Annotated in this window: 22 protein-coding genes; 15 read left to right on the forward strand and 7 right to left on the reverse strand. The window is 63.5% G+C overall.

Annotated elements, in window-relative coordinates; genetic code table 11:
* Positions 1 to 72: 72 nt before the first annotated feature.
* Positions 73 to 486, forward strand: a complete 414-nt coding sequence (locus QP752_RS02310; RefSeq protein ID WP_070975921.1) for an HAD family hydrolase — start codon at positions 73 to 75, stop codon at positions 484 to 486.
* Positions 486 to 980, forward strand: a complete 495-nt coding sequence (locus QP752_RS02315; RefSeq protein ID WP_070362942.1) for a hypothetical protein — start codon at positions 486 to 488, stop codon at positions 978 to 980. The genes QP752_RS02310 and QP752_RS02315 overlap by 1 nt, the downstream gene beginning before the upstream one ends.
* Here the strand turns inward: QP752_RS02315 and rsgA are convergent.
* Together rsgA and aroA are read right to left on the reverse strand one after the other, a co-directional pair.
* On the reverse strand, positions 954 to 1,976 hold the full coding sequence (gene rsgA / locus QP752_RS02320) for a ribosome small subunit-dependent GTPase A (protein WP_256000590.1): 1,023 nt from the start codon (positions 1,974 to 1,976) through the stop codon (positions 954 to 956). The genes QP752_RS02315 and rsgA overlap by 27 nt on opposite strands.
* Positions 1,977 to 1,986: 10 nt before the next feature.
* Complete coding sequence (gene aroA / locus QP752_RS02325; RefSeq protein ID WP_284804212.1) at positions 1,987 to 3,255, reverse strand: 3-phosphoshikimate 1-carboxyvinyltransferase; 1,269 nt, start codon at positions 3,253 to 3,255, stop codon at positions 1,987 to 1,989.
* Between the two features lie 21 nt (positions 3,256 to 3,276).
* On the opposite strand from aroA, the gene QP752_RS02330 reads away from it, so the two are divergent.
* Positions 3,277 to 3,924: an SOS response-associated peptidase gene (locus tag QP752_RS02330; protein WP_252930905.1), complete on the forward strand. Its 648-nt coding sequence runs from the start codon at positions 3,277 to 3,279 to the stop codon at positions 3,922 to 3,924.
* Here QP752_RS02330 and ybaK read toward each other — a convergent pair.
* A complete protein-coding gene (gene ybaK / locus QP752_RS02335; protein WP_070477729.1) occupies positions 3,921 to 4,388 on the reverse strand; it encodes a Cys-tRNA(Pro) deacylase in 468 nt (155 codons plus the stop codon). The genes QP752_RS02330 and ybaK overlap by 4 nt on opposite strands.
* A gap of 45 nt (positions 4,389 to 4,433) precedes the next feature.
* Between ybaK and QP752_RS02340 the strand changes: the two genes are divergently transcribed.
* The 3 genes from QP752_RS02340 to QP752_RS02350 all read left to right on the forward strand — a co-directional run bounded on the left by QP752_RS02340 (position 4,434) and on the right by QP752_RS02350 (position 8,183).
* On the forward strand, positions 4,434 to 5,045 hold the full coding sequence (locus QP752_RS02340) for a sigma-70 family RNA polymerase sigma factor (protein WP_176754820.1): 612 nt from the start codon (positions 4,434 to 4,436) through the stop codon (positions 5,043 to 5,045).
* The gene (locus QP752_RS02345) at positions 5,045 to 5,320 is read left to right on the forward strand and encodes a hypothetical protein (protein WP_070362937.1); all 276 of its coding nucleotides are present in this window, start codon (positions 5,045 to 5,047) and stop codon (positions 5,318 to 5,320) included. Before QP752_RS02340 ends, QP752_RS02345 begins: the two co-directional genes overlap by 1 nt.
* Positions 5,321 to 5,927: 607 nt before the next feature.
* Positions 5,928 to 8,183: a hypothetical protein gene (locus tag QP752_RS02350; RefSeq protein WP_284804216.1), complete on the forward strand. Its 2,256-nt coding sequence runs from the start codon at positions 5,928 to 5,930 to the stop codon at positions 8,181 to 8,183.
* Between the two features lie 632 nt (positions 8,184 to 8,815).
* Here QP752_RS02350 and QP752_RS02355 read toward each other — a convergent pair.
* Positions 8,816 to 9,079 (reverse strand): WhiB family transcriptional regulator, encoded by a 264-nt coding sequence (locus tag QP752_RS02355; protein WP_070362936.1) that lies wholly within the window; start codon positions 9,077 to 9,079, stop codon positions 8,816 to 8,818.
* Positions 9,080 to 9,544: 465 nt separating this feature from the next.
* On the opposite strand from QP752_RS02355, the gene QP752_RS02360 reads away from it, so the two are divergent.
* Positions 9,545 to 10,000, forward strand: a complete 456-nt coding sequence (locus tag QP752_RS02360) for a hypothetical protein (RefSeq protein ID WP_284804218.1) — start codon at positions 9,545 to 9,547, stop codon at positions 9,998 to 10,000.
* A 53-nt stretch (positions 10,001 to 10,053) separates the two neighbouring features.
* Here QP752_RS02360 and QP752_RS02365 read toward each other — a convergent pair whose 3' ends face one another.
* Together QP752_RS02365 and QP752_RS02370 are read right to left on the reverse strand one after the other, a co-directional pair.
* Positions 10,054 to 11,265: a hypothetical protein gene (locus tag QP752_RS02365; protein ID WP_284804220.1), complete on the reverse strand. Its 1,212-nt coding sequence runs from the start codon at positions 11,263 to 11,265 to the stop codon at positions 10,054 to 10,056.
* A complete protein-coding gene (locus tag QP752_RS02370) occupies positions 11,262 to 12,587 on the reverse strand; it encodes a DEAD/DEAH box helicase (RefSeq protein WP_284804222.1) in 1,326 nt (441 codons plus the stop codon). Before QP752_RS02370 ends, QP752_RS02365 begins: the two co-directional genes overlap by 4 nt.
* A gap of 48 nt (positions 12,588 to 12,635) precedes the next feature.
* On the opposite strand from QP752_RS02370, the gene QP752_RS02375 reads away from it, so the two are divergent.
* From QP752_RS02375 to QP752_RS02410, 8 genes are read left to right on the forward strand one after another with little or no spacing between them, the layout of a single operon-like run.
* Positions 12,636 to 12,890 carry a DUF3107 domain-containing protein gene (locus tag QP752_RS02375; protein WP_240492734.1) on the forward strand — a complete coding sequence of 85 codons (255 nt, stop codon included), beginning with the start codon at positions 12,636 to 12,638 and terminating at the stop codon, positions 12,888 to 12,890.
* A 20-nt stretch (positions 12,891 to 12,910) separates the two neighbouring features.
* On the forward strand, positions 12,911 to 13,861 hold the full coding sequence (locus QP752_RS02380; RefSeq protein WP_284804224.1) for a DUF3152 domain-containing protein: 951 nt from the start codon (positions 12,911 to 12,913) through the stop codon (positions 13,859 to 13,861).
* A gap of 42 nt (positions 13,862 to 13,903) precedes the next feature.
* Positions 13,904 to 14,647, forward strand: a complete 744-nt coding sequence (locus tag QP752_RS02385; protein WP_070362933.1) for a hypothetical protein — start codon at positions 13,904 to 13,906, stop codon at positions 14,645 to 14,647.
* Between the two features lie 18 nt (positions 14,648 to 14,665).
* Entirely contained in the window at positions 14,666 to 17,728 is a 3,063-nt protein-coding gene (locus QP752_RS02390) for an ATP-dependent DNA helicase (RefSeq protein WP_284804225.1), read from the forward strand.
* Entirely contained in the window at positions 17,721 to 21,020 is a 3,300-nt protein-coding gene (locus QP752_RS02395) for an ATP-dependent helicase (RefSeq protein ID WP_284804226.1), read from the forward strand. The genes QP752_RS02390 and QP752_RS02395 overlap by 8 nt, the downstream gene beginning before the upstream one ends.
* Positions 21,021 to 21,024: 4 nt before the next feature.
* Positions 21,025 to 22,128: a TrkA family potassium uptake protein gene (locus tag QP752_RS02400; RefSeq protein ID WP_070362930.1), complete on the forward strand. Its 1,104-nt coding sequence runs from the start codon at positions 21,025 to 21,027 to the stop codon at positions 22,126 to 22,128.
* Positions 22,129 to 22,135: 7 nt separating this feature from the next.
* Positions 22,136 to 22,897, forward strand: coding sequence for an NAD(+) diphosphatase (locus tag QP752_RS02405; protein WP_284804228.1), 762 nt, complete (start codon positions 22,136 to 22,138; stop codon positions 22,895 to 22,897).
* Positions 22,898 to 24,946, forward strand: a complete 2,049-nt coding sequence (locus QP752_RS02410; RefSeq protein WP_284804229.1) for an ATP-dependent DNA helicase UvrD2 — start codon at positions 22,898 to 22,900, stop codon at positions 24,944 to 24,946.
* 14 nt (positions 24,947 to 24,960) lie between these two features.
* Here the strand turns inward: QP752_RS02410 and QP752_RS02415 are convergent, their stop codons facing one another.
* Positions 24,961 to 25,800: a hypothetical protein gene (locus QP752_RS02415; protein WP_256060149.1), complete on the reverse strand. Its 840-nt coding sequence runs from the start codon at positions 25,798 to 25,800 to the stop codon at positions 24,961 to 24,963.
* Positions 25,801 to 25,845: the final 45 nt, after the last annotated feature.

Consider the following 25,845-nt stretch of genomic DNA (forward strand, 5'->3'; position numbering starts at 1 on the left):
TAGGAGAATTTGCGCACTTTGGTGTGCACTGCAGAAGAACCGAAAACGAAGTACAGGAATTGAGGCGTCCAAATGCAGGGACTCATTATTGACTACGCAGGTGTGTTGGACCAGGACCCGGAGGACCAGCGCCGCTGGCAGCAGCTGATTGAGGCTGTGAAGGAGAAAGACAAGGCCGTAGGCATTTTGTCCAACGAGGAATCCGAGGGCCAAATGGCGGACGCGGTGCGGGACTGGGAGTTCCGCGGTGTCGTGGATGCGGTGGTGCTCTCCGGCGACATTGGTGCGGAGAAGCCGTCCCCGGCAGCATTCCAGGCCGCGGCGGATGCGCTGGATATTCCGCTCAATGACTGCGTCATGATCGATGACGACATCATGAACGTCCGCTCGGCCGTCGAGTGCGGCATGATCGCGATTTTGCACACGGCGTTTGACCGCACCGCGGTGGAGATCCAGACGCTGTTCAATATCGAGGGGGAGTTTTAATGCGCGTCTACATCCCCGCGACGTTCTCCATGGTGGAGGGACTCGCCGCAGACAAGGTGCTGCACCCGCGCAACGGGTGGGGCTTCGCCGCGACGACGGCGCTGCGCGAGTTCTTCACCTCCGGCGATGAGGAGGAGATTGAGGCAGTAGCGTTTGACGACGCCGCGCTGGCCTCCATCCGTCTGCTGGCGATTGGTGACCAGGATCGGTTCCCGCACCGCCGCGTGGTGATCTCCGCGGACGTGGACGCCGAGGAAGCCGATGACATGGGGGACTCCGTCGTGCGGGTGTCTGGGCCGGTGGCGCTGGAGGACGTTGCCGCGATCCATATCGACCTGGCGGAGGCGGAAGCGGCGACGGCGAAGGCCATCGAACACATCGACGCCGCAGACCTCGGGGACGAGGACGCGGAGCTGGCTGTCGGGGACGCGCAGGACAATTACCTGGCGTTTTACGACGTCAGCGAGCTACCGTTCCTCGTCGAGCTGCTTTAGATCCCACTCGTTGTTGGAGCGCAGCGCGCTGAGTAGGCGTCGCACGGCGGCGACGCGGCGCGACAGCGCCCCTCCCTCGAAGGCGTCCCAGGCGCACTCCGGGTCCGTGGGCGGGCCGGCATGCGTGCAGCCGCGCGGGCATTCCTGGGCTGCCTCGGCGAGCTCGGGGAAGACGTCGATGACTTGGTCGGGGGAGACGTGCGCCAGGCCGAACGAGCGGATGCCCGGTGTGTCGATGATCCAGCCGCCGCCCGGAAGCTCGAGCGCCACGGACTGCGTCGAGGTGTGGCGGCCCTTGCCCACGCCGGAGACGTCGCCGGTTTCGCGTTGCGCGTCCGGGACGAGGCGGTTGACCAGCGTCGACTTGCCCACGCCGGAGTGGCCGACGCAGGCCGAGACGTGGTCGTTGAGGCGTTGTGTGAGTTGGTCGAGGGGATCGTCGATACCTACGGTGAGGACTTCGACGTTGAGGTCCTCGATTTCTGCGATGAACTCGTCGGGGCGCGCGAGGTCCGTTTTTGTCATGCAGACAATGGGGCGCACCCCGCCGACGAATGCGGCGATGAGCGCGCGCTCCACAAGCCCGGTGCGCGGCGGCGGGTCGGCGGCGGCGACCACGATGAGCAATAGCTCCGCGTTGGCGACGACGACACGCTCGAAGGGGTCGGTGTCGTCCGCGGTGCGGCGCAGGACCGAAGTGCGGTCGGCGCGCAGCACGATGCGGGCGAGCGTGTCCTTGCGCCCGCTGGTATCGCCCACAACGCTGACTCGGTCGCCGACTTCGATGCTGGTGCGCTTCAGATGGCGTGCCCGCATGCAGGCAACCAGCGTGCCGTTATCCAGCATGACACCCCAGCGCCCCCTATCCTTCGTGACCACCATCCCGGTGAGCGCGTCCTCGTAGGAGGGGCGGTCCTTGGTGCGGGGGCGCGAGCCGCGGCCGGGCCGGACGCGGACGTCGGATTCGTCGTAATCGCTGAACTTGCGGCGTGCCATGGGGTTCTTTCTATGCTTCTTCGTGCTGGAGCGCGGTGTGCCACATCGTGGGGAAGTCGGGCAGGGTCTTTGCCGTCGTTGCGATGTTTTCCACCTGCACACCCGGGGTGGTCAGGCCGATGATGGCGCCGGCGGTGGCCATGCGGTGGTCGTCGTAAGAGTGCCACGTGCCGCCGTGGAGGGGCTGTGGGTGGATACGGAGACCGTCGTCAAGCTCCTCGCAGGCGCCGCCAAGCCTGTTGATTTCGGTGGTGAGCGCCGCCAGCCGGTCCGTTTCATGCCCGCGCAGGTGCGCGATGCCGGTCAGCTCCGAGGGGGTCGCCGCCTGCGTGGCTAGCGCCGCGACGGTCGGGGTGAGCTCGCCGATGTCTCCCATGTCCAGGCTGATGCCCTGCAGGGTGCCTGGGGTCGGGCCCTGCACGCGCAGTGAGTTGCCGGATAGTTCGACCTCGCAGCCCATTTGCGCCAGGATGTCGCGGATTACGTCGCCCGCCTGCGTCGTCTGCGTTGGCCAGTGCTCGATGCGCACCTCGCCACCGGTGATCGCCGCGGCGGCCAAAAACGGCGTCGCGTTCGACAGGTCCGGCTCAATCTCCCAGCGCCTCCCGCGGATCTCCTGCGGGGCAACGTGCCAGGTCGCGTCCTCGCACTGCGTCTCGACGCCGGCTTCGCGCAGCATTGCCACCGTCATATCAATATGCGGCATGGATGGCAGCGAGTCGCCCGTGTGGGTGATGGTGACGCCTTGCTCGAAGCGCGCCGCGGCAAGCAGCAGTCCGGAGACGAACTGGGAAGACCCGGAGGCGTCAATGCTGACGTCCCCGCCTGCGACAGTGCCGGTGCCGTGGACAGTGAAGGGGAGGCGCTCCCCGTCGATATCGGCGCCGAGCTGGCGCAGCGCATCCAGGATGGTGCCCATCGGCCGGGTGCGAGCGTGCGGGTCGCCGTCGAAGCGGGTGGTGCCGTGCGCGAACGCTGCCACGGGTGGCACGAAGCGCATCACGGTGCCTGCCAGGCCGCAATCGATGTTGCCGCCGCGCAGCGGTGCTGGCTGGACGTGCACGGTGTCGCCGTCGTGGGTGAACTGCACGCCGAGGGCAGCCAGGGCTGCCTCCATGAGGTCGGTGTCGCGGGAGCGCAGCGGCCCGACCAGCGTCGACGGGCCAGAGGCCAGCGCCGCGAGAACATAGGCGCGGTTCGTCATCGATTTCGACCCCGGCAGCGCGAGTGTGGCGCGGACGGGGTCGGCAATGGAGGGGGCTGGCCACAAGTCAGTCATGTCGTACATCATAATGGAGGAATGTGTGGCCGTTTCGTTTTGTTTAGCACCGGCGAGCAACTCCTCGGATTCGTCGGCTCTCTCCCAGGCGTGCGCGAAGTTGTAGCGCCCGACGGCACGCCACCCGCCCGCTACAACGTCGCGCCGACGCACCAAGTACCCATCGTGCGCTTCCACGAACACGAGGCGCTCGTCCAAGCCGCGCGCTGGGGCCTTCTCCCGAGCTGGAAGCGCGACGACTCCGGCCCGCCACTGTTCAACGCGCGCGGGGAGACCGTCGCGGTAAAGCCGTCGTTCCGTAGCGCAATGCGCTCGCAGCGCGGCATCATGCTTCTCGACGGCTACTACGAATGGCACGAAAAACAGCCCTACTACGTCACCCCGGAGTCCGGGATGCTCGCCGCCGCCGCACTGTGGGACACCGGCGCCAACCGGCTTTCGACGACCATGGTCACCACCGACGCCGCCGAGCGCATCGCGTGGCTACACCACCGGCTCCCGCTCTTCCTCTTGCCTGAGGAAATCGAGCAGTGGACACAAGGCACAACAGAAGAGGCCCAAGAGCTCATCTCTCCCTCGCGCGTGGCACCGCAGCTGCAATGGCATGCGGTTGGGCGCGAGGTGGGCAACGTCCGAAACGATTCGCCCGAGCTCATCCAACCGATCTAGGCGCCGATCGGCGCGAACTTCCCAGACGTCAGCTTCGCCAGGTCACCCGGGGCCAGTTGCACGGATAGCCCCCGCTGACCGGCGGAGACGGTGATGGCGTCGAGGGATTCGATGGTGGCGTCGAGAAGCACTGGGAGCCTCTTGAGCGTGCCCAGCGGCGAGATGCCACCCACGACATAGCCCGTGGCGTGCTCAGCCTGTGCGAGCTCCGCCATCGCAGCCTTCTTCCACCCCAGCGCCTTCGCTGCTGCCTTCAAACTCAGGTGCCCAGAGACCGGCACGCAGCACAGAGCGAGCTTCTTCGGGTCCTGCACATTCGACACCACCAGCGTCTTGAGCACCGTCGTAGGATCAAGTCCCAGCTCATGGGCCGAATGCTCACCGAAATTATCCTGGCTCGCGGCGTACTCCAACACCTTATGAGGAGTCTTCGCCACAACTTTCAAAGCACGAGTTCGTTGCATACAGACGATGCTACGTCGCGCGCCCGGCTGGCTACAATGGCCCCTATGGCCGAAACAGACCTCAAAACACGCTTTACTGAGGAAGCGATGCCACTGCTAGACCAGCTCTACGGCGGCGCGCTGCGGATGACCCGCAACCCCCAAGACGCCGAAGACCTCGTGCAAGAGACCTTCTTAAAGGCGTACAACGCATTCGACAGCTTCAAACCAGGCACCAACCTGAAGGCGTGGATGTACCGAATCATGACGAACACGTACATCAACTCCTACAGGAAGAAGAAGCGCCGACCACTGGAAACCTCGGCCGAGGACGTGACCGACCACCAGCTGTACACCACAAGCTCGCACGACTCGACCGGCCTCGAATCAGCGGAGGTTGAGGCGCTCAAGGCGATGCCGAACTCGCGGATCAGCGAAGCGCTCAACGCGCTGAATGAGGACTACCGCATGGTGGTCTACTACGCGGACGTCGAAGGCATGGCGTACAAGGAAATCGCCGAAGTGATGGACATTCCACTGGGGACCGTCATGAGCCGACTGCACCGTGGAAGAAAACAACTGCGCGAGATGTTGAAAGACGTGGCACATGAACAGGGCATCGGGCTCGACCATGCGGATATGGCGGAGTTGAAGCAGCAGAAGGTGGAGGAGAAGTAATGGCAACAGAACATAACCACGCAAGTGAAGCTGACTGCCGCGGCATGCACCAGCTGCTGTGCGAGCTGTTCCAGCCGGACACGCCACCTGAGCGCGTGGCCGCCATCCGAAAAGAATTAGCGAGCTGCCCTGACTGCCTCCGCCAGCTTGAATCGGAGGAAGCGATCCGTGGCCTTGTGCGCGACTGCTGCGGGCAGGCCCACGCGCCACGGGTATTGAGGGAGCGGATTATCACCTCAATTTCCTACACAGAGGTGCGTATTCAGCGGCGTTAAATGCCGCGTGTTGGCGTTGTTTGCCGGGCCCGAACCAGTACAAGCATCATGCTGGTTCGGGCCTTTCATACTTTCGACCCAACCCAACGGGGGTAAAACACGGGGGTGCCAACTGTTCAACGATCACGAAAAGGTCTGCCTAACGCATCCATAGGGCCTAAGTTTGGCTACATCAGACCACGAAAGGTTTTTGGCATAAAAAGGTTGTGCATTAATAGTGTCGGCGACAGGTGTCGAGTGACACATGTCGTGCCTGGTAATCCTGATTTGTTAAGTATTCTCTTACCTACTGTTGCACTAGAGCGCATATTATGCGGGTGGGTTGATTGTTGAACACCCATCGACAGGTGTCGGTGGGTTTGTTGAACATGTTGGGTTTGTTGCGATGGTTCCTGAGTGTTTTTTAAGCTATGTGTGCAGGTTGTGGGGCTAGATGTGTTGAACAATCCGGGTTTTGTAGGCGTGTTTTTGCCTGTTTTGTTGTCGTGTTTTGGGTGGATTAGCCATGTATAGTTGCGGTGCATAAACTTGGGGTCAGAACAACGAAGGGTTTCATGTTCCACCGGTTGGGTGGTGCGTGATGGAAGGTATAAGGATTGTGACAACGATGATGAACAGCATTGCGCGGAAGGTATGCGTAGCAGCGTGTGTGTTGGCCGTTGCGGCTAATGGTGCACAGGTTGCTCACGCGGAGATGGCTGTTGCTGACTCGTCGGTCACAGTGACCGCTGACGGGCCGGGTGCGGTCTTTCACAACTCGGTAACACAGCCGGGTCGTATTTCGACGTTGAAGTTTACGGATGCCCGCTCCATTGCTGGCAGCCAGGAGTCCTCACTGTATGTGGACTTGCGTGCCGATGGTGCGCTAGTGGATTTAGAGTCTGACCTTAACGTGGATACCTACCGCGATGGTAACACCCAGGTGGTCATCTACCGCGGTGAAGACCAGGCGGCTGGTGTGTCGGTCGAGCGTGAATACCGCTTTGCAGGCAACCGTGTCGATGTCATTGTGCGGGTGACCAACAACAAGGATTCCTCGGCGTTTGTGCAGGCGGATCTGACGAATCAGATTAACTCCCAGGTCGGGCTTTCCGGCTCCTATACGGATGGGAAGTTTGTTGTTGCCCCGGCACAGCTTGGCTATGAGACCTCGGTGTCGTTCGATAATGCAACCTCGTCTGGTGTAGCCGATGCGTTCCAGCGCACCACGGCTGCCGGTGAGGTTGGGTTTGTGGATCCGGCAGGGGCCAGCTTCCAGCGTGGTCGTTGGTTTGAGCGCATTGATGCTGGTGCAACGTTGACTGCCGCTATGCACATGGAGGTTACAACCCAAGACAGTGCTGTTGATTCTGATGGTGACGGTCTGCCGGATATGTGGGAACGCGAAGGGGTGACCTTAAGTGACGGTACGGTCATGCCACTGAATCAGTGGGGTGCTGATCCTGAGCGACCGGATTTGTTCCTGCAGCTTAATTGGATGAACTCGCAGTGGCAGCAGGCTGGCTGCGACACACCTGGTGCGGATGCTGCTGCGTGTGCGCAGATGTCGGTGGCAAGCTACCGCCCACACCGCGATATTTTGCAGCAACTGGTGGATCGCTTCGACCAGTACGGGGTCAACCTGCACATCGATGCCGGTGATACCTACACCAACATTGCAAACTACTCGACGCGTCATGGTGGACAGACTGAAGCCTATGCCCCGTACTACTTCGAGGGCACCATCCCGGGCATGAAGCTGGTCGATAATATCGATACCCTCTTGGGTGCACGTGCGGCAGTCTTCCGGGTTGGTGTCATTGGGGACCAGATGCAGCGCGGCCACTGGGGTACCGGGTTGGCCCTGGTTGCGGATAACTCGTTTTATGTTGCCAAGCATGAACGCATGCGCACCGATGATCAGCTGCGCAACACGATCATGCACGAGCTCGGCCACACGCTGGGGCTCAACCACAATGGTTCGATGAAGTTCGCCAACGAGGTCCCGCAGTCGGATTACCTGCCGAACTACTACTCGGTGATGAACTACCTCTACCAGTTCACCCACTTTAACTACTCGGATGAAGAATCCGTCTCCGGTGGGCCACTGCCAGAGGTATGCAACCAGCCGGGCATGGACTGCTACAAAGGTGACTACCGTGTGCCAGCCGACTGGGACAACCTGATGATCAACACCGGCAAGATTGGTAAGGACTACAACTCCACCATCGGTGCCGCCGATGTGAAGGTTGATGGTAAAGCGCTTGCCGCGCAGCAGGAAGCGATGCAGCAAGCTGAGGCCGCGCAGGGCAGTGCGAAGGTTGCTGTTGTAGGTGACCCTGAGCTTCACCGTGGTGAGAATACGGTGAGCTTGAAGGTTGCAAATCCTGGGTTGGATGCAGCCCGGATGCGCCTTGAGGTGATCTACCCGTCTGGGAAGGCCGAGCAGGTTGTCACGGTTGCTGGTCAAGGAGAGGCGACGGTGGAGTTGCCGGTGACGGTGGGTGTGGTCAAGACGTCGTCGTTGCCGTTGGATGTGCGTGTGGTCAATGAGGATGGTTCGCAGGCGTTTGCTGGCCGGTTTGATGTTGCCGCCGAGTTAGATGCGGATGCTGATGGCGAGGCGATGGCTGGTGCGCCTCGTAAACCGCAGCAGAATACACAGACTGCCCCGACGACGGCGAAGGCTGGTAAGCATGAGTCCTTGCAGTTGACGACGGCGCAGCGTCCAGCGGCGAGCGTTGCTGAGCCGACTGCTCGTGACGATAACGCAAGCCAGGCTGGTGAGACGAATATCGCGGCGATTGTTGCTCCGATTGTGGTGCTGCTGCTGTTAATTGGTGGTGGTGTTGCCGCGGCGATGTCTGGTGGTCTGCACTTCTAGCCAGTTGTTCTGTGGGGCCTGTGGTGCCGGGAGTGTTCCTGGTGGCATGGGCCCTTTTCGTTGTGGTTGGGGGTTGGGATTGTTCCCTGCAGGTCTGTGGTGCCGGGAACGATCTTTATGGTCACTCGTCGTGAGCTGGGGAAACATAGGTGTTGGTCGACCGGAGTGGGGCTGAAGAACGAGATAGTTCCCGGGGGTGGGAACTATTTTTCAGGAGCGTGGGGAGGTGTGAGGGCGGCGCACCAGATTCCGGGTTTTGCTCTGGCTGGCAATCGGAATCCCCTGGTCGCGCGTGCCCGTGATAGGAATGTGGTGCCCAGCCAACACACAGGCAACTACTGCAGCTAGCAACACGAGCTCATGGCACGAAAAAACTCCCCATCGGCGTGGACTCATGGTCCTTGCCGATGGGGAGTGTTCGCGTTCTTATGCGTTTGGGCGCTTACCGCGGTTCGCGCTCTTCTTGCGACGGTCCTTACGCTTACGGCCACGCTTGCTCATGGTGCCTCCTTTAAAATGCGATGAATTAGGTGCAAACCTAGTTACAAAGTATTCAGTTTATCGTTGTTGCCGCAGTGCGGTGAAATCCCCCGAGGAAATTCTGCGAGAGGCACCGGCAATAGCCGTAGAGCTTAGGCCGACAGGCGTGCGCGGTTGCGCGCGCGGGCCTTGTTGCGGCGCTTCAGTGCGCGACGCTCTTCCTCAGAAAGGCCGCCCCAGACGCCGGCGTCCTGGCCGGTCTCCAGTGCCCACTTCATGCAGTGGGAAGTGACTGGGCAGCGGTTGCAAACAAGCTTGGCTTCGGCGATCTGAGCGAGTGCAGGGCCGGAGTTGCCGACAGGGAAGAAGAGTTCTGGGTCTTCGTCGCGGCAAACGGCTTCGTGGCGCCAATCCATAATAAGTACTCCTTCAAGATCAAAAATGTTTCGTGACTATGTATTTTTTGCGCACCACATTCACAACCCTTTTGGGGCGTGTTGCAAACTAAGTTTGATTCCATTGCCCGGGCGAGTGCTCCGCATCGTGCGGGACTCCACTTCCAGACCTGGCGTTAACCCTGTGGTGACTTAGGGTTAAGGGCTGTGACATCAGCCCGTAATTTTTGCTACTCGAGAATGATGGCACGGTTTTGAGCTTTCCGCTAGGGTTCTGGGCAAAAGTGTGATTGGAATCATATGGATTGTATTCATTGTTGCCGCTCATATGTGGTGTGAGTTTCCTGTGATAGAGCGCTCTTAGCGCCCTGAGCTGCATATATAAGAAAAGAATTAGCTGACATATGTGTTCGCTAAGGTCAAATCGGCAATCGTCTGCACCGCAACTGGTGTCGGAATCTGGCCCTGATCATTAGACTCCGTTGTGTGAACAGCAAAGAAAACTCATTGGACCACACTGGCGTTCCGGGCATGCTGCGGTTCGGGGCGGTCGTCGTGTTGCTGCAGTGCTTGGCGATGCTCGGCTACATCATCATGCTGATCTACGCCCAGATTGAAGGCATTAGCGATAGCAGCATTGAATCGAGCGCGGAAGCAAGCCATTACGTGGCGTTGGGCACGGCGGTGTTCCTTGCCATCGTCTTCGGTTTTGTTGCGTTTGTGGCTATCTCGACGCTACAGGGGCGGCCAAGGGGCTCGGGCGCGATCGTGCTCATCGAGGCGATCCTGCTCGGTGTGGCGTTTTATATGTTCCTCGGGGGCGCGCACCTACTCAGTGCGGCGACGGCGCTGTCGGCGGTGCTCGTGTTGATTACGGTGTTCCACCCGGCGTCAGCGGCCTACCAAGAGGCGATGTATGAACTGAAAAAGGCCCGCCGCTAGCAGAGCTACCAAAGCTACCAAGCGACGGGCGCGGGGGATCGGGGTGCGCGGCGTTAGGAGAGGTTCGTGTTGAGAACGACGATCTCCTCGCCGCGCTTTTCTACGATCGTGGTGCCGGCGGAGTCGATGTAAACGGGGCCGGTGTATCCGCCACGATCGACGGGGATGATCTTCTCCACCTTGTTGTCGTCCCAGTTGGCGACGGCGATGCCGGTGTCGGAGGCGTAGAGCAGGCGCTCGCCGGCGGGGAAGCCGGTGCCAAGCGCGCCCTGGAACACGCCGGTAACGCTCAGGCGGGAGGGTTCCATGAGCAGCAGGGTGTCGCCTTCGTGGTACGTCATGTGGTGGGGTAAGTCGGCGACGGGGAGGACGTCGACAATTTGGTCGATCTTCTGCGGGCCGTCCAGTGGCGGGATTTCGGAGGCGGCGAGGTCGTTGCCGTCCTTGTCGTAGGTGCGGACTTTGTGGCTGTCTGGGTCGTAGATCGCGGCCGCGTCCTGGGACACCGCGACGAGGTAGGCGTTCTCGGAGATGTCGACGCTTTCGTACATCTCGGGCTCGCGGGAGTCCTCGGGGGTGGTGTTCTGGAACTTGAGCTTGGGGCCGTCGTCGCAGTACTCCGTGGTCGCCATAATGTCGGTGCGGGTCAGCGCGGAGTTGATGGTGCAGGACTCTGGCTGCATGTCCGGCTCCTGCGGGGCCTCGTTGTAGCCGTATTCGACGGTCTTGACCATGTCGGAGCGCCACAGCTCGACGCGGTGGGAGCTGACGTAGCCGACGCGGTCGTTGGACTGCACACGTGTGATCACCTCGGGTGCGATGGCGGAGCGGGTGCCTGCGTACTCGCCGGTGAGCGCGTTGATCGTGACGACGTCCCCACAGCCAGCATTGTCGCGGTATGCGGCGACGACCTTGTCCCACGCATGGCCGAGCAGGCATAGCTCGTTCGGGCGTGTGTAGGTCCAAGCGGTGTCGCCGGCCGGCGTGGTTGCGGTGATGGTGCCGTCGTTGTAGGTGATGATCATGCCTGCAGCGATCACGGGTTGGACGCCGGGGGAGGTGTCCGGAAGGCGGAAGGCTTCCTCGACCTTCGAGGGAACGACGGCGAGGCGTCCCGCGTTCTCATATTCCTCCGCCGCCGGCTCCAGGTGAGAGCTGCGGATCGGTGCGGTGAAAAACGCGATGGCAAGGAGGATGATTGCGATCGCGGTGATCACTGCGGTCGCGATCAAGTCGTTGCGGGTGCGACGTAGGGGCTGACTCAACGCCGTTTCCTTCCTGAGCGGTTCGTTCCACGTCTCGTGGAGGGTGTTCTCTCGCCCGAGCGTTGCGGGCGTGCTCCGAGCACTTTACGCGGTTTGCCCACCGTGGATAAAGCCGAGTCCGGAATGTCCAGGGCCTCGAAGAGCTCTTCGGAGGTGGAAAACCACGTTGGGGGCTGTGGTTTGTCGAGGGAAAGCTCCTCGTTGATTGCTTCCCATTTCGCTGTTTCGTCGAGGTCGGCCATGGTCACGGCGGTGCCGGAGTGGCCTGCGCGCCCGGTGCGGCCGATGCGGTGGACGTAGGTCATTGGGTCGTCGGGGACTTGGTAGTTGATCACGTGGGTGACGTCGTCGACGTCGATGCCTCGTGCTGCAACGTCGGTGGCGACGAGGATTTCGACGTCCCCTTCGCGGAAGGCGTTCAGGGAGGCCTCGCGCGCACCCTGCCCAAGGTCGCCGTGGACGGCGCCGACGGAGAAGCCGCGCTGGCCGAGGTCGTCGGCGACGCGCGCGGCGGAGCGCTTCGTGCGGGTGAAGATGATGGTTTTGCCGCGGCCGTTGGCCTGCAGGACGCGCGCGAGCACCTCGGGTTTGTCCATGTGGTGGGCGTAGAACACGACCTGTTTGGTGCTTTCGTGGGTGGAGGCGGCTTCCTCGCCTTGCTCGGCGCGGATGTGGATCGGCGTGTTCATCTTGGAGCGCGCCAGCTGCAGGATCTGGCCGGGCATGGTCGCGGAGAACAGCATCGTTTGCAGTTGGTCAGGTAGGGCGGACCACAGCGTTTCGATGTCGGGCAAAAAGCCCATGTCGAGCATCTCGTCGGCTTCATCGAGGACGAGGATCGCGACATGGCCGAGCTGCAGCTCGCCCTGGTGGTAGAGGTCGATGAGACGGCCGGGCGTGCCCACGACGACGTCGACGCCCTTGTGCAGCGCGTCGATCTGCTCCTGGTAGGGCCGCCCGCCGTAGATGGTGGCGACGCGCACCGGGGTGTACTTCGCTGCCCGCTCCAGGTCGTCGCCGACCTGCACGGCGAGCTCGCGGGTGGGGACGACCACGAGGGCGCGGGGTGTGCCGTCGAGTTCGGCGATGGTGGCGTCGTCAAATACTCGGTCGAGCAACGGGATGCCGAAGCCGTAGGTTTTGCCCATTCCCGTGCGGGCTTGGCCGATGATGTCGCGGCCGTCGAGCGCGAGGGGGATCGCAAGTTCCTGGATGGAAAATGTGCGATGGATATCGAGCTTCTCGAGGGCATCGATGAGTTCGGCGGCGACCCCTAGCTCATGAAAATCGGGTGACTGTTCTCTAGCAGCTGATTTGGACACGCCCTCATCTTAGCTGTAGGCCGTTACAATGGATTGACATCCGTGAAGATGAACAACGATAAGGACGGAAACGAACATATGGATATCAAGATCGGTCTTGCAGACACCGCACGTGAGCTCTCCATCGCGATTGCTGAGGGGCATGAGAATGTGCTCAATACGGTGAAGCAGGCGATTGAGGACCAAACTCCGACGGTGACGCTGGAGGATGACAAGGGAAAGAAGTACTTGGTGCGCACCGAGAAGATTGCGTACGTTGAGCTTGGCTCTGCGCAGGCTCGTTCCGTTGGGTTCATGCGTTAAAACCCGCTACATTTACGACCATGAAGAACAATCACGACACCGACGTTTTCGAGGATTGGGACTTTGAGGACGACGGTGAGTTCACCGCGGTAGACCCGGAAGCGGAGGGTCGGCTTGTGCGCTTCGCCCGCGAGTACGGGTGGCGCGCCTACGCGATTCCGGTGTTGGCTGTGCTGACGGTGTTCGTGATTGTGAACATGCTGCAAAACCCCGACGGGGAGGTGTTTGCGGGAAGCGCTGGTGACAGCGCGGTCGAGCAGCCTGACGGTGACGAGGCCTCGCGCACGGTGAGTGTGCTGCCGGAAGGCCAGCAGGACGTACTGCAGTTGCCGCCGGGAGGTCCGTTCACGGAGACTGGCGAGGGCACCTTTTACGAGGTTGGCCACCCTGGGATGCAGGCTGGCAAGGGGGATGAGCTCACGGTTCGCTTTGTTGTCGAGGTGGAGCATGGGCTCGATACGGCACTGTACGGGGGCAATGAGGCCGTCGCCGCGCTTGTCGACGCCACCTTGAGCGACCCCCGTGGCTGGACCAACGACCCGCGCTTCCGGTTTGAACACGTCACGGCGGCCGATGAGCCATCGCTGAGGATTCGGCTCGCGTCCGCGGCGACAACACGAGAGCTGTGCGGCGTGCACCTTGAAATGGAGACCAGCTGCCGCACCCGCGTGACCGGCGAGGACACGGTCATTTTGAACGAGGCCCGCTGGGTCCGGGGCGCTGCGCCGTATGAGGGGGATCTGGGTCGCTACCGCCAGTACCTGATCAATCACGAGGTTGGCCATGCGCTCGGCTTCGCGCACCACGAGCCGTGCCCGGAAAATGGCGTGCTGGCGCCGGTGATGATGCAGCAGACGCTGAGCTTGAACAATGCGCAGCTGTACTCCTTTGATAAGGAAGAGGTGTACCCGGATAACCAGGACACCTGCAGGTCGAACCCGTGGCCGTACCCGCGCCCGGCAGTGTTGTAAGTGCTGTAGGTAGAGACAGACGAGAGGAAGGCGAGCTGCGCTGTGACTATTCCCGAGCATGTGTTGTCGGCGTTTCAGGTTGATGGGGAGTCGGTGTCGGCACCTGATGTTGCCTGGGGTGAGGCGAAGAAATTTGGGCGCATTGTGATTTCGCAGGCTGCGCCGACGGCGGCGTGGTCGGGCAAGGTGCGTGAGCGCATCGCTGACCACCTTGAGGGGGTGCATGTTGCGCGCCCGGTGCGTGCGACGGACGGGCGCTTCGTGGTGGCTGGCTTCGTGGCCAACGAGTTCTCGCCGGGTGCGCCGGCGGCCCGCGTGGATGAGGCCGTGGCGGCGGCGCTTGCGCTGGAGCGCGCGCTGCAGCAGGCCGAGGTGGCGCAGGAGCTGCCCGAACGCGATAGCTCTGACGTGATCGCAGAGGCGGATCGCGGTGCGTGGAAGGGCCACGAGGATGCCAGTGCTGAGGGGCTGTGCGTGGCGCACGTGGACGTGCTCTCCCACACGCTGTTTTCGGGCTATGCCGCGCCCGTGTTGACGGATCTTGTGCCTTCGGCGCGGCTTCGCCCGAGGGGGTACTCGGCTGCCGTCGTAATTGTCGACGCCCTGCTCGCCGGGGCTGTCGATCCGCGAATCGTGGAGCGCTGGTCCCACATTCCGGACCTTGTGTTCCTGGCGGGGCGCGCGTTGGATTTCCGGATGCGGATGGCGCAGCACGACGGAACGTTCCAGAATGCGAACGCGCGTTCGAAGTTTTCGGAGGTTTCCGAGCTCCTTATGTCCCGCTAGCATGCCACAATGGTGGGCATGAATGACCAGCAGTCCACCACACCCCGCGCGTTTTTAGTCCCGCGCGAACGCCAAGCGCACGATAGAACGTGGTCGCAGCCACTTCCCACCGAGGGGTTATGGAAGGTAACCGGCCAGGCGGGTTCGGGGGTGACCAGCTTTCTCATCGATACGTTTGTGGCGTCGGCGAAGCGGCAGTCGGACGCGGAGGGCGTCTTGTTCTTGACGGATTCGAAGGAGTCCGCCGCGCGGATCAGGGCGGAGATTTCGGAGCGGCTCGCTGATACTGACTTTGTTGCCGACGGCCCGATGGTTCGCTCCGTGCACTCCCTGGCGTTTGCCGTGCTGCGGGAGCAGCAGGAACAGCTGCGCCTGATTTCTGGCGCGGAGCAGGACGCGGTCATCCGCCAATTGCTGCAGGGGCACGCCGAGGATGGCCGGGGGAGCTGGCCTGCTGAGCTGCGCCCGGCATTGCCGATGGTGGGCTTTGCGCGCCAGCTGCGTGACTTTTTGCTGCGCGCGATTGAGCGCGGGCTGGACGCTGAGCAGCTCAAGGTGCTCGGAGCCCGCTACGGGCAGGGGATTTGGAGCGCGGCCGGCGACTTTTTGGAGGAATACCAGCAGGTCATGGCGCTGACCGGGACGGTGCGTTACTCGGCATCCGAGCTGATTGCCAGGGCGCTCGACGTGCCGTTGGGACGGACGTGGCACACCGTGATTGTGGACGACGCCCAGCATCTCTCGCCCGCGGCGGCAAAGTTCGTGCAGCGCCTGCTGCAGGGGGCCACACTCGGGGTTGTGGGTGGTGACTTGGATCAGTCCGTCTACCAGTTCCGCGGGGCAAGCCCGGAGTTCTTTGCCACGCTGGGGGGCCTTGAGCACACGGTGATTGACTTGGGGCAGACGCGGCGTGCGCCGGAGGTCTCGGTGGCGCTAGCGCAGACGCCGACGGCGCAGCTCGCGGCGGTGGCGGACGCACTTCGTCGCGCGCACCTCGAGGAGGAGGTCGCGTTTCGGGATATGGCGGTCATTGTGCGTTCGTCAGGGATGATTGAGCCATTCCGCCGCGCGCTGTTGCACGCGGGCGTGCCGGTAGCCCTGAATCCGACGGATGTGGTGCTCAGCGAGCAACGCATTGTTGCCTCGCTGCTGCTTGGGTTGCAGTCGCTGTACACACCGCTGACGGTTGAGCAGTGGCGCGACCTGCTGCTTGGGCCCATCGGTGGTACGGACCCGGTGACGCTGCGCCGCCTGTTGCGCGGCCTGCGGCGTTGGAAACCAGAGGCGCGTGCGGAGGAAACGCTGCGTGACCTTGTTGTTTCCAAGGCAGAGCTGCCGGACTTCGGCGAGGTACTCACTGACCGTGAGCTGCAGATGCTGCACCGCATCCGTCAGGTGTTGGATGCCGCCAGGGAGGTCTACGACGCTGACGGCAGCGTCGAGGAGGTGTTGTGGGCGCTGTGGAACGCCACGGGTTTGGCAGATCACCTCACTGCGGTTGCGCTTCGGGGCGGCACGACGGGCTCGCAGGCTGACCGGGATCTGGATGCGGTCATGGCGTTATTCGACGCCGCCGGTGACTTCACCGAGCGTAAAACCCAGGGTGGGCTCGAGCTGTTCGTGAACAGCATGTTGGAGCAGGAACTGCCCACCGGTGTGCGCGATCGCCGAGCGGCCACGCCGGACGCAGTGGCGCTGTTGACTGCGCATGGTGCGGTGGGCAGGCAGTTTAGCCGTGTTGTCGTTGCCGGTGTGCAGGATCTCGAGTGGCCGAGCCTGGGCGAGACCGGCTCGATTTTCGGCCAGCAGGATCTGGTGGACCTGGTTGACCACGACGTGGATCCCGCTACCCCGGTGTCGCACTTGCGCGAGCGCCTCGAGGAGGAGCGTCGCCTGTTCCACGTGGCGTTGACCCGCGCGACGGAGCGCGTCCTGGTCACGGCCGTCGACCAGACTGACGGCGAGGAGGTCATCGAGCCGTCCCGGTTCATTGAGGAGCTCTGCGAGGAAACCGGCATATCCCCGCAGCTGGTGACGCTGTCCGCGGAGGACGCCGCGGCTGGGGATGGCGGTGCGGAGGCCACGGTTGTGCGCGTACTGTCCCGCGATGATTTCCTGGGGGAGCTACGCCGCACACTCGCAGACGAGGAACACAGTACGGAGGCAGACCGACGCCAGGCCGCGCGCCAGATTGCGCGGTTGGTGGAGGCCGGGGTGCCGCTTGCGGACCCGGAGCAGTGGTGGACCACCACGGAGCCTTCGACGGATGAGCCCGTTGAAGGGCAGCGTTCGCTGTCGCCGTCGAGGATTGAGGCGCTGTTGAAGTGCCCGATGAGCTCGGTGCTCGAGCGCACTCTCGGTTTTGATAGCTCGATGCCGATGGTGATCGGATCGATCGTGCACGCCTACTTCGAGGCGCTCGGCCGAGGCGTGCCGGAAGAGCAGGCGCGGATGCACACGCTGGCCACGTACCGCGCGATTGTTGACGCCCCCGTGTGGCAGGCCGAGGCCCAAGTCCGCGACTTCGAGGCGATGCTGGAGCGAACCAACAAGTGGTGGGAAAACCGCGCGAAGAAGTTCGAGGTTGTGGGCATGGAGGTGCCGATCTCCGTCCAGGTCGCAGAAGACGTCCATATCCGCGGGCGAGCCGACCGGCTGGATAAGGAAGAAAGCGGCAGCGTGCACATCGTTGACCTGAAGACTGGCTCGACGATGCTCTCCGTAGATAGCGCGAAGGAGTGCGAGCAGCTTATGGCGTACCAGCTTGCGCTGAGCCATGGGCAACTCATCGGTGAGGGCGACGATCTTCGTGTTGTGACGTCCACCGATGGGCAAGAGGGCCTGGACGTTGGTGGGGCGGCGCTCGTGTACTCGAAGCACGGAACGAACGCCGCAACCACGCGCGAGCAACCGCGCAAAGAAGAGGAAGAACTCGAGTACTTCACCGAACTCATTGCACCGCTGCCCGGCAAGACAACAGGGCCGCAACTCGAAGCGCAGGCGGGCAAGCACTGCGATTACTGCGCTGTGCGCGCGCTGTGCCCGGTCCAGATCGAAGGGACGATGATTTACAATGGCTGATTTCACACCCCAGGAACTCTTCCAGGCGCTCGGGGACGCATTTCCCCCTAGTAGCCAGCAGGCCGACGTGATTGGTGCCGAGCCGGGGCCGATGCTGGTCGTGGCCGGTGCTGGCGCGGGCAAGACGAAGACGATGGCGGACCGCGTGGTATGGCTCGTCGCCAACGGGTATGTGCGGCCGGAGGAAGTCCTCGGCTTGACGTTTACCCGCAAGGCGGCCCGCGAGCTGGGGCAGCGGATCCGGAACCGGCTGCAGGCGTTGGCTCGTCACCGGGAGCTCGTACGGGAGCTCGATCCTTCGGGCGCGCTGGCGGAAAGCCTGGAGGTTATCGCGCCGACTGTTGCTACGTACGACTCGTACGCGGGCGAGCTCGTTCGCGACTACGGGCTGCTCGTCCCGGTAGAGCCGGACGCGCGCCTGATTACGCAGGCTGAGCTGCATGCGATCGCCGTCGAAGTCGTGAGCAATTACAACAAACCACTCATCGCGGAAGGTGCCCCTGCCCCCGCGATGAGCACAGTGGTGGAGGACCTACTGAAGCTCACCACGGCGATGGGCAACGCCCTGGCAGACCCAAACGATATTTACGAGGCCGCGGAGATCTTCCTGAAAGAGACGGAATCGCTACCGAAGTCGCCGCGGAGCAAAACCGAATTCTGCAAGACCATGACGGGGTGGCGCAACAAGCAGCGCCAGCGCCAGTTGATGTTGCCGCTGGTTGAGGAGCTTAACGCGGCGCTGCGTGAGCGTGGTGTGGTCACGTTCAACGAGCAAATGAACATTGCGGCCACGCTCGCGGAGCAGCACGCGTCCGTCGGTGCTGCGCAGCGGCAGAAGTACCGCGTGGTCATGCTCGACGAGTACCAGGACACCTCGCATTCGCAACGAGTGTTGCTGCGCAGCCTGTTTGGCGAGGGCCAGGACCCCACGTTGACGGTGACTGCGGTGGGCGACCCGATGCAGGCAATCTACGGCTGGCGCGGGGCGACGTCGGAAAACCTCGCGGCATTCGTGGAGGATTTCCCTGCCGCGGGCGGTGTGCCGGCGCAGAAGAAGCAGCTCACCATCTCCTGGCGTAACCCGAGCAAGGTGCTTGAGATGGCGAACCAGGTCTCCACCGCGATCCTTGGCAGCGGGGAAGATCGTGCCGTCGCGCCTCTGGAGCCACGCAAGGACGCTGCGGCAGGCGACGTGGAGATGCAGTTCTTCCAGCGGGAGGAGGAAGAAATTGAGTTCGTTGCCGACGCGCTGCAGCAGCAGTTTGAGCAGGGCGGTAAGCTCTCGGCCGCGGTGCTGACCAGGAAGAACAGGCATGCGCAGCCGATCGCCCAGGCGCTTGAGGCCCGTGGTGTGCCGTATGAGATCGTGGGGCTCGGCGGCCTGCTGGATACCCCGGAGGTGCAGGACACGTTGGCTGTGGCCACGATGTTGGTCCGCCCCGAGGATTCTGAGGCGGCACTGCGCGTGCTGGGTGGGCCGTCGGTCGGGCTCGGGCTAGCGGATATGGAGGCGCTCGCCGCACGTGCCAAGAACCTGCAAGCCCGCGCGGACGGCCCGGTCGCGGAGGAGGAAGCAGCCAGGCCAGTGCCCGCGGACCCGGAGGAGCGCCTCATCGAGGAGCTGACGCAGCTTGCACTCGAGGCGGAGGCGCTGAAGATGCAGTCGGCGAAGCCCGCGGGCCTGGCGGACGCGGTGGCGGACCTGGGCGAGCCAGAGCGCTACAGCGAGGAAGGCTACAAGCGCCTGCAGCTGCTGGCGTCGCGGCTGCGACAGCTGCGGCGCAATTCGCTGGGCAAGCGGCTCAGTGACTTGTTCGCGGACATCATCGAGGTCTTCGGTATTCGCGTTGAGGTGCTGGCGCGGCGCTCGTCGGCAGGCACGGTGCACTTGGACCAGCTGCTGCACTACGTCGAGGAGTACCCGGGCACGAGCGTGGAAGCGCTGCTGGACTACTTCGAGTTGGCGAAGCAGCAGGAGGACGGGCTTGCGCCGGGCAACGTCACCGTGCGCGGGGACCGCGTGCAGATCTTGACGGTGCACAAGGCGAAGGGCCTGGAGTGGGATACCGTCGCTGTGTTGCACGCGGATAAGGACACCTACAGCTCAAAGATTGAGACCTTCCTCGCCCAGATCCCATTCCTGCAGCCTGAGACGTTCGGTGACCCGGACATCTACGAGGAGTTCGCAGAGGTAGAGCACCGCACGCAGTTTAAGAACGCTGCCAATGCGTGGCGCAAGCACATCGGCGAGGATCTCGCTGAGGAGCAGGCGCGCCTGTTCTACGTGGCTATCACACGTACGGAAAACAGGCTGTTGCTTACCGGGTCGAACATCTCTCTGGGCGGCAAAAAGAATACGAACGGGCCGTACGAGCACTTCGCGGCGTTCGAGGGCCTCGAGCTGCCGGAGCAGGTCGAGGACGAGGATGCGGAGAAAACGGTACAGCAGCCGGAGGTGGCCGTCGGCACGTGGCCTGTGCAGTCCTACGAAGCGGCGCACGCTGCCAGTAGTCAGGCCACTCGCCCGAGTGAGCTGGTCAGGGGCGCGCTCGAGACTGAAATCGCGCCCGCGGCCGGCGAACTCTACGAGCTGTGGGAGCGCGACGCCACCGCGCTCATTGAGGAGCACAAGGCGGTGCAGTCGCCGGACGTGCCCGTCATGCTGCCTGGTGAGCTGACCGCCTCGGATGTGGTGGCCATGCAGGCGGACGTGGAACAGTTCGCGCGCCGGGCACGTCGCCCGGTGCCGTTCAAGCCGAACCAGTACGCGAAGCGCGGCACCGCATTCCACGAGTGGATCGAGGATTTCTACGGTGCGCACCCGCTGCTCACTGAGGACGAGCTGCCGGGCATGGGCGAGTTTGAGGTAGATCCCTCGACGCTCAAGCGACTGAAAGCCAACTTCGAGAGCAGCCACTGGGCGTCGAAGACGCCGACGCACGTGGAGTGCCCGTTTGAGCTGGCGCTCGGCAAGGCGGTGGTGCGCGGCCGCATGGACGCGGTCTTTGCGGACGGCGACGGCTGGGTCGTGGTGGACTGGAAGACCGGCAACCGCCCGGTGGGTGCGGCGATGGAGGCAGCGAAGCTGCAGCTTGCCGTGTACACGGAGGCGTGGAAGCGAATCGCCAACGACGGCCGCCCAGTGAAGGCCGTGTTCTTCTACGTCCGCGATGGAAAGGACTTCACCGCGACGGAGCTTCCGGATGCGCAGCAGCTGACGAAGTTGTTGGAAGATGCAGCAAACGGCGCAACTTCCGGTACAGTTTCACGCCGTAGTAGCGAGGAAGGATAGCGGAGTGAAACTGCCGTTTGCGTTGTCATGGAGTGACCGGTTCCGTGCGGATGCGGATCCGTCGGAAATACCGGTGCACACCCTGCTGGATGTCGTTCGGATTCCGTCGGCGGAACGCACCACTCCATGGGCGTTGATGGCAAGGCGCTTCGGCTACGCGGCCATGTTGGTGTTGGCCGTGGCGACGGTGGTCTACTTCGACAAAGAGGGGTACACCGAGCCACTGACCTTTATCGACGCCCTGTACTATTCGGCGGTTTCGCTCTCAACGACCGGCTACGGCGATATCACGCCGGTGACGCAAAGCGCGCGCCTGATGAATATCTTGGTCATCACGCCGTGTCGTGTGGCATTCCTGATGCTTTTGGTCGGTACGACGTTGTCGGTGTTGACGGAGGATTCCCGCAAGACGCTACAGATTCAGCAATGGAGGAGAACAGTGCGTAATCACACCATCGTTATCGGCTACGGCACGAAGGGCAGGTCCGCGGTGGATGCGCTGCTCGCGGGCGGTACCGCGCCGGGCAACATCGTTGTTGTTGATGATGACGCCGTGGTGCTGTCGAACGCCGAGAAGCGCGGCCTTGTCACCGTCCACGGCAACGGCACTCGCTCGAGCGTGCTGAAGGTCGCGGGTGTGGCGCGTGCGCGCTCAGTTGTGGTGGCGCCGTCCTCGGACGATACCGCGGTGTTGGTCACGCTGTCTGTCCGTGAGTTGGCGCCGAGCGCCATGATCGTTGCCAGCGTCCGTGAGAGTGAGAATCAGCACTTGCTGATGCAGTCGGGCGCGGACTCGGTGGTGGTCTCCTCTGAAACGGCGGGCCGCCTGCTGGGCATTGCGACGGTCACGCCACCTGTGGTGGAGATGATGGAGGACCTGCTCAGCCCGGACGAGGGCTTCGCGGTTGCGGAGCGCCCGATCGCGGACGACGAGGTCGGAGCGAACCCGCGTCACCTCGCCGACATTGTGCTGGGTGTGGTGCGCTCCGGCGAGCTCTACCGCATCGACGCCCCGGAGGCCGAGACGGTTGAGCCCGGCGACCGCCTGCTGTTCGTGCAGATGACGCAGCCGACCCCGCTGACTGAGCGCACGCGTCCGACGGAGTAGGCGGCCTATGAAGCGGTTCATTGCCTTCGATGCCGCCGGCAGGTTTGTGCTTGGAGCTGATGACACGCCCACACTTTTCGACGCCCACTCCGCCCAACCCCACGCCGAGAACACGGTGCACGTCGGCGACGATGTGTGGGCGGTGCTGGTGAGCGAGGCGCAGCTTGAGGCGATGGGCGAGCGCTTCGGCACCTGCCGCAGTCACGCAAGCGAGTACCTGGTTGCGCGCGGGTTCGGCCTGCTGCGCAACCAGCGTCAGCTGAGCTTCGACCCGCGCGACGGCAGCGAAGTCGCCTGGGGCGAGGGCGGCGTTGTCGCGCGTGGCGCCAGCGGGAAGCCGTTGTTTCCGCGCATTGACCCGTCGGTGATCGGGGTGGTGCAGTCGACGGACGGGGAGCGGATTTTGTTTGGGGAGAACGCGCGCCGCCCGGGCTACTTCACGCTGATCGCGGGATACATCGATGTCGGCGAGACCATCGAGGACGCCTTCGCGCGTGAGGTGTGGGAGGAAACGGGGCGTCGTGTCGGGGGCGTGCGCTATGTTGGGTCGCAGCCGTGGGCGCTGTCGGGTGCGCTGATGTTGGGGATGGTGGCGTCGACAAGTGATGTTGATGCTGTGGGCCCCTTGGATGGGGAGCTGACGCAGCTGCGCTGGCTGCGCCGCGACGAGCTGGGCACTGTCACGCTGGCGGTGCCGGGGACGATTGCGCGGCGGATGATTGACCAATGGGCTCGTGGAGAGTTCAACGAGAAACGGAGAGGAACGTAAGTGGCTGTAGATCTGAGCTTGCTGGATGAGGATCAGCGGATTGCAGCGACCGCTCCTCGTGGCCCGGTGTGCATCCTGGCTGGTGCCGGAACGGGTAAGACTCGCACGATTACGTACCGCATCGCGCACATGATTGATCAGGGCACGGTGAGCCCGAACCGGGTGCTGGCGGTGACGTTTACGCAGCGTGCGGCAGGGGAGATGCGCGACCGTCTGCGCACGATGGGCATTGGCGGCGTGCAGGCGCGCACGTTCCACTCGGCGGCGATGCGGCAGCTGCGCTACTTCTGGCCGCAGATTGCGGGGGATCTGCCGTGGCGGCTGCTGGACAACAAGTTCCCGCTGGTGGGGAGGGCGGCTCGCGCAGCCGGGCTGGAGTCAGATAAGGAGATGGTCCGCGACCTACTGAGCGAGATTGAGTGGGCGAAGGCGAGCGTGATCGGCGCGCAGGACTACGTGGACCGCATCGCGGATACCAACCGAACTCCGCCGACGGATCCGAAGAAGGTCGCGGAGGTCTACCGGCTGTACGAGGAAGCGAAGACGAGCCCGGAAGGCATGCTCATCGACTTCGACGACTTGCTCCTGCACGTCGCGGGTGCCCTGGAGAACGCGCCCGCGGTGGCGGAGGAGTTCCGCTCCCAGTATCAGTCCTTCGTGGTTGACGAGTACCAGGACGTGACTCCGCTGCAGCAGCGCGTGCTGGAGGGCTGGCTTGGGCAGCGCGATGACCTGACGGTGGTGGGGGATGCGAACCAGACGATTTACTCCTTTACCGGCGCGACCCCGGACTACCTGCTGAACTTCTCGCGAACCTACGAGCACGGCACTGTGGTGAAGCTGCAGCGCGACTACCGCTCGACACCCGAAATCACAGAGCTGGCCAACGCGGTGATTTCACGCGCGACGGGCAGGGCCTCGGGGACCAGGCTTGAGCTGATCGGTATGCGAGAGTCCGGACCGCAGCCGACGTTCCACGCCTACGACGACGAGCCGACGGAGGCCCGCGAGGTCGCCGCGGCGGTACAGCGCCTGATTGATTCCGGGGTACCTGCCAAGGAGATCGCGGTGCTGTACCGGATTAATGCGCAGTCGGCGGCGTTTGAAGCCGCGCTCGCGGACGCGGGTATCGTCTACCAGGTGCGCGGTGGGGAGGGCTTCTTCCAGCGCGGCGAGATCCGCGAGGCGCTGCAGGCGCTCGTCGCGGCAACCAGGCGCCACGACTTGCCGGATGACCCGGTGGTGGTGGCGAAGGCGGCGTTCGCGCCGCTCGGGTTGACGCCGACGGAGCCGGAGGGTGCCCAGGCACGGGAGCGTTGGCAGGGGCTGCGCGCACTCGTGGACCTCATCGAGGAGATCGTGCACACCAAGGAGGCCTCGAGCCTGGAGGACGTACTGCGTTCGCTGCGTCAGCGCGCGGAGGCGAAGCAGCCGCCGGCGATTGACGGGGTCACGCTCGCCAGCTTGCACGCGGCGAAGGGCCTGGAGTGGGACGCCGTCTTCCTCGTTGGCCTGGTGGAAAATACGCTGCCGATCTCGCACGCGATCAAGGCGGGCGACGAGAACATCGAGGAGGAGCGCAGGCTCTTCTACGTTGGTGTGACGCGCGCCCGGGAGCACCTGCAGCTGTCGTGGGCGCTGGCCAGGCAGGAGGGCGGCAGGAAGTCGCGCTCGCGCTCGCGCTTCCTGGACGGTTTGGTGCCCGAGCTTGAGGCGGAGGAAACCCCGCAGCGGCTGAAGCAGACCCGCCGTTGCCGGGTGTGCGGCAACGTGCTCTTCGCCCCGGCGGACAAGGCGCTTGGTCGGCACCAGGATTGCGACGCCGACATCGACGAGGACGTCTACCAGGCGCTCAAGCGCTGGCGGCTCAAAACGTCGCGCGCGGCGAAGCAGCCCGCCTACATGGTGTTTTCCGACGCCACCCTGCTCGCCATCGCGGAGACTATGCCGGAGGACGAGCAGGGCCTGCTCGCCGTGTCGGGGGTGGGTCCGGTGAAGGTGGAGCGCTACGGCGCCGAGGTTCTGGAAACGTTGGCGGAGTTCCGCTAGCCGCGACAAACCACCTAGAAGCACAGCGGGCAGTCGGGGTGTGGCTGCAGGCGAAGCGTCTTGAGTGGGGTGCGGTTGAAGGGGTCCACAAGCAGGGTGTCGCCGGTGCGGGGGTCCGGGGCGGATACGCCCGGCGGGTCCGGCAGCTGGCAGATCCGCCTGGTCATGGTTGCTGCGGCGGCCACGCCTGCCTGGATTACGACCGGGTCCGGGTTGCGCACGCCGGCGGGTGCCGCGGCGGCGATCGCTGCCCACTGTGGGTCGCGCTCAAGCAGGTAGTGTTCGCGGCAGATCAGGCATGGGCCTTCCACACCGACGGCGTAGGGGCCGATGAGGACGCGGGTGTCGATCTGCAGGACCGGAAGCACGGGGCCGGTGCGGTGCCGGGTGTACGCGGCAAGCGCCCGGGTGCGGTGCGCCTGGTCGACGATGATGAGCGGGAGGGGCGAGGGGGCGTCGAAAAGAAAGCGGGACAGTGGCTGGGTGGGCTCGGGGGAGCGCACGTGGATGCCGCTGGCACGCAGTGTTTCTACCAGCGTGTTCGCAAGCGTTGAGGTGCCGATCAGCAGTACCTCCGGGCGGGAGACTTCGACGAGGACGCGGTAGGCGATGAGGTCCTGGATGAGGCTGCGCGCCGCATCCGCGTCCATGGAGACCGCCAGCCGCCGAACCACCTCGGGCAGTGGCCGCGGTGTGGACAGCGAGTCGAGCACCGCGGCGACTGCGCGGGCGTCGCCGACTTCGATGATGCCGCTGCGTGTGGCGTCGAGGCCGAATTGCAGCGCGTGCGGGCCCCTGCTGAGTATCTGTACCCCCATGGCCAGCGCAATGACAGTATCCGACTGGTTACACATGCTTCCCCCTCGTGCCCCTTAAGCTGTGTCGGTTGTACAGCATAC

Origin of the sequence: Corynebacterium sp. UMB10321 (assembly GCF_030228725.1) — a bacterium.
Lineage (GTDB): Bacteria > Actinomycetota > Actinomycetes > Mycobacteriales > Mycobacteriaceae > Corynebacterium > Corynebacterium pseudogenitalium.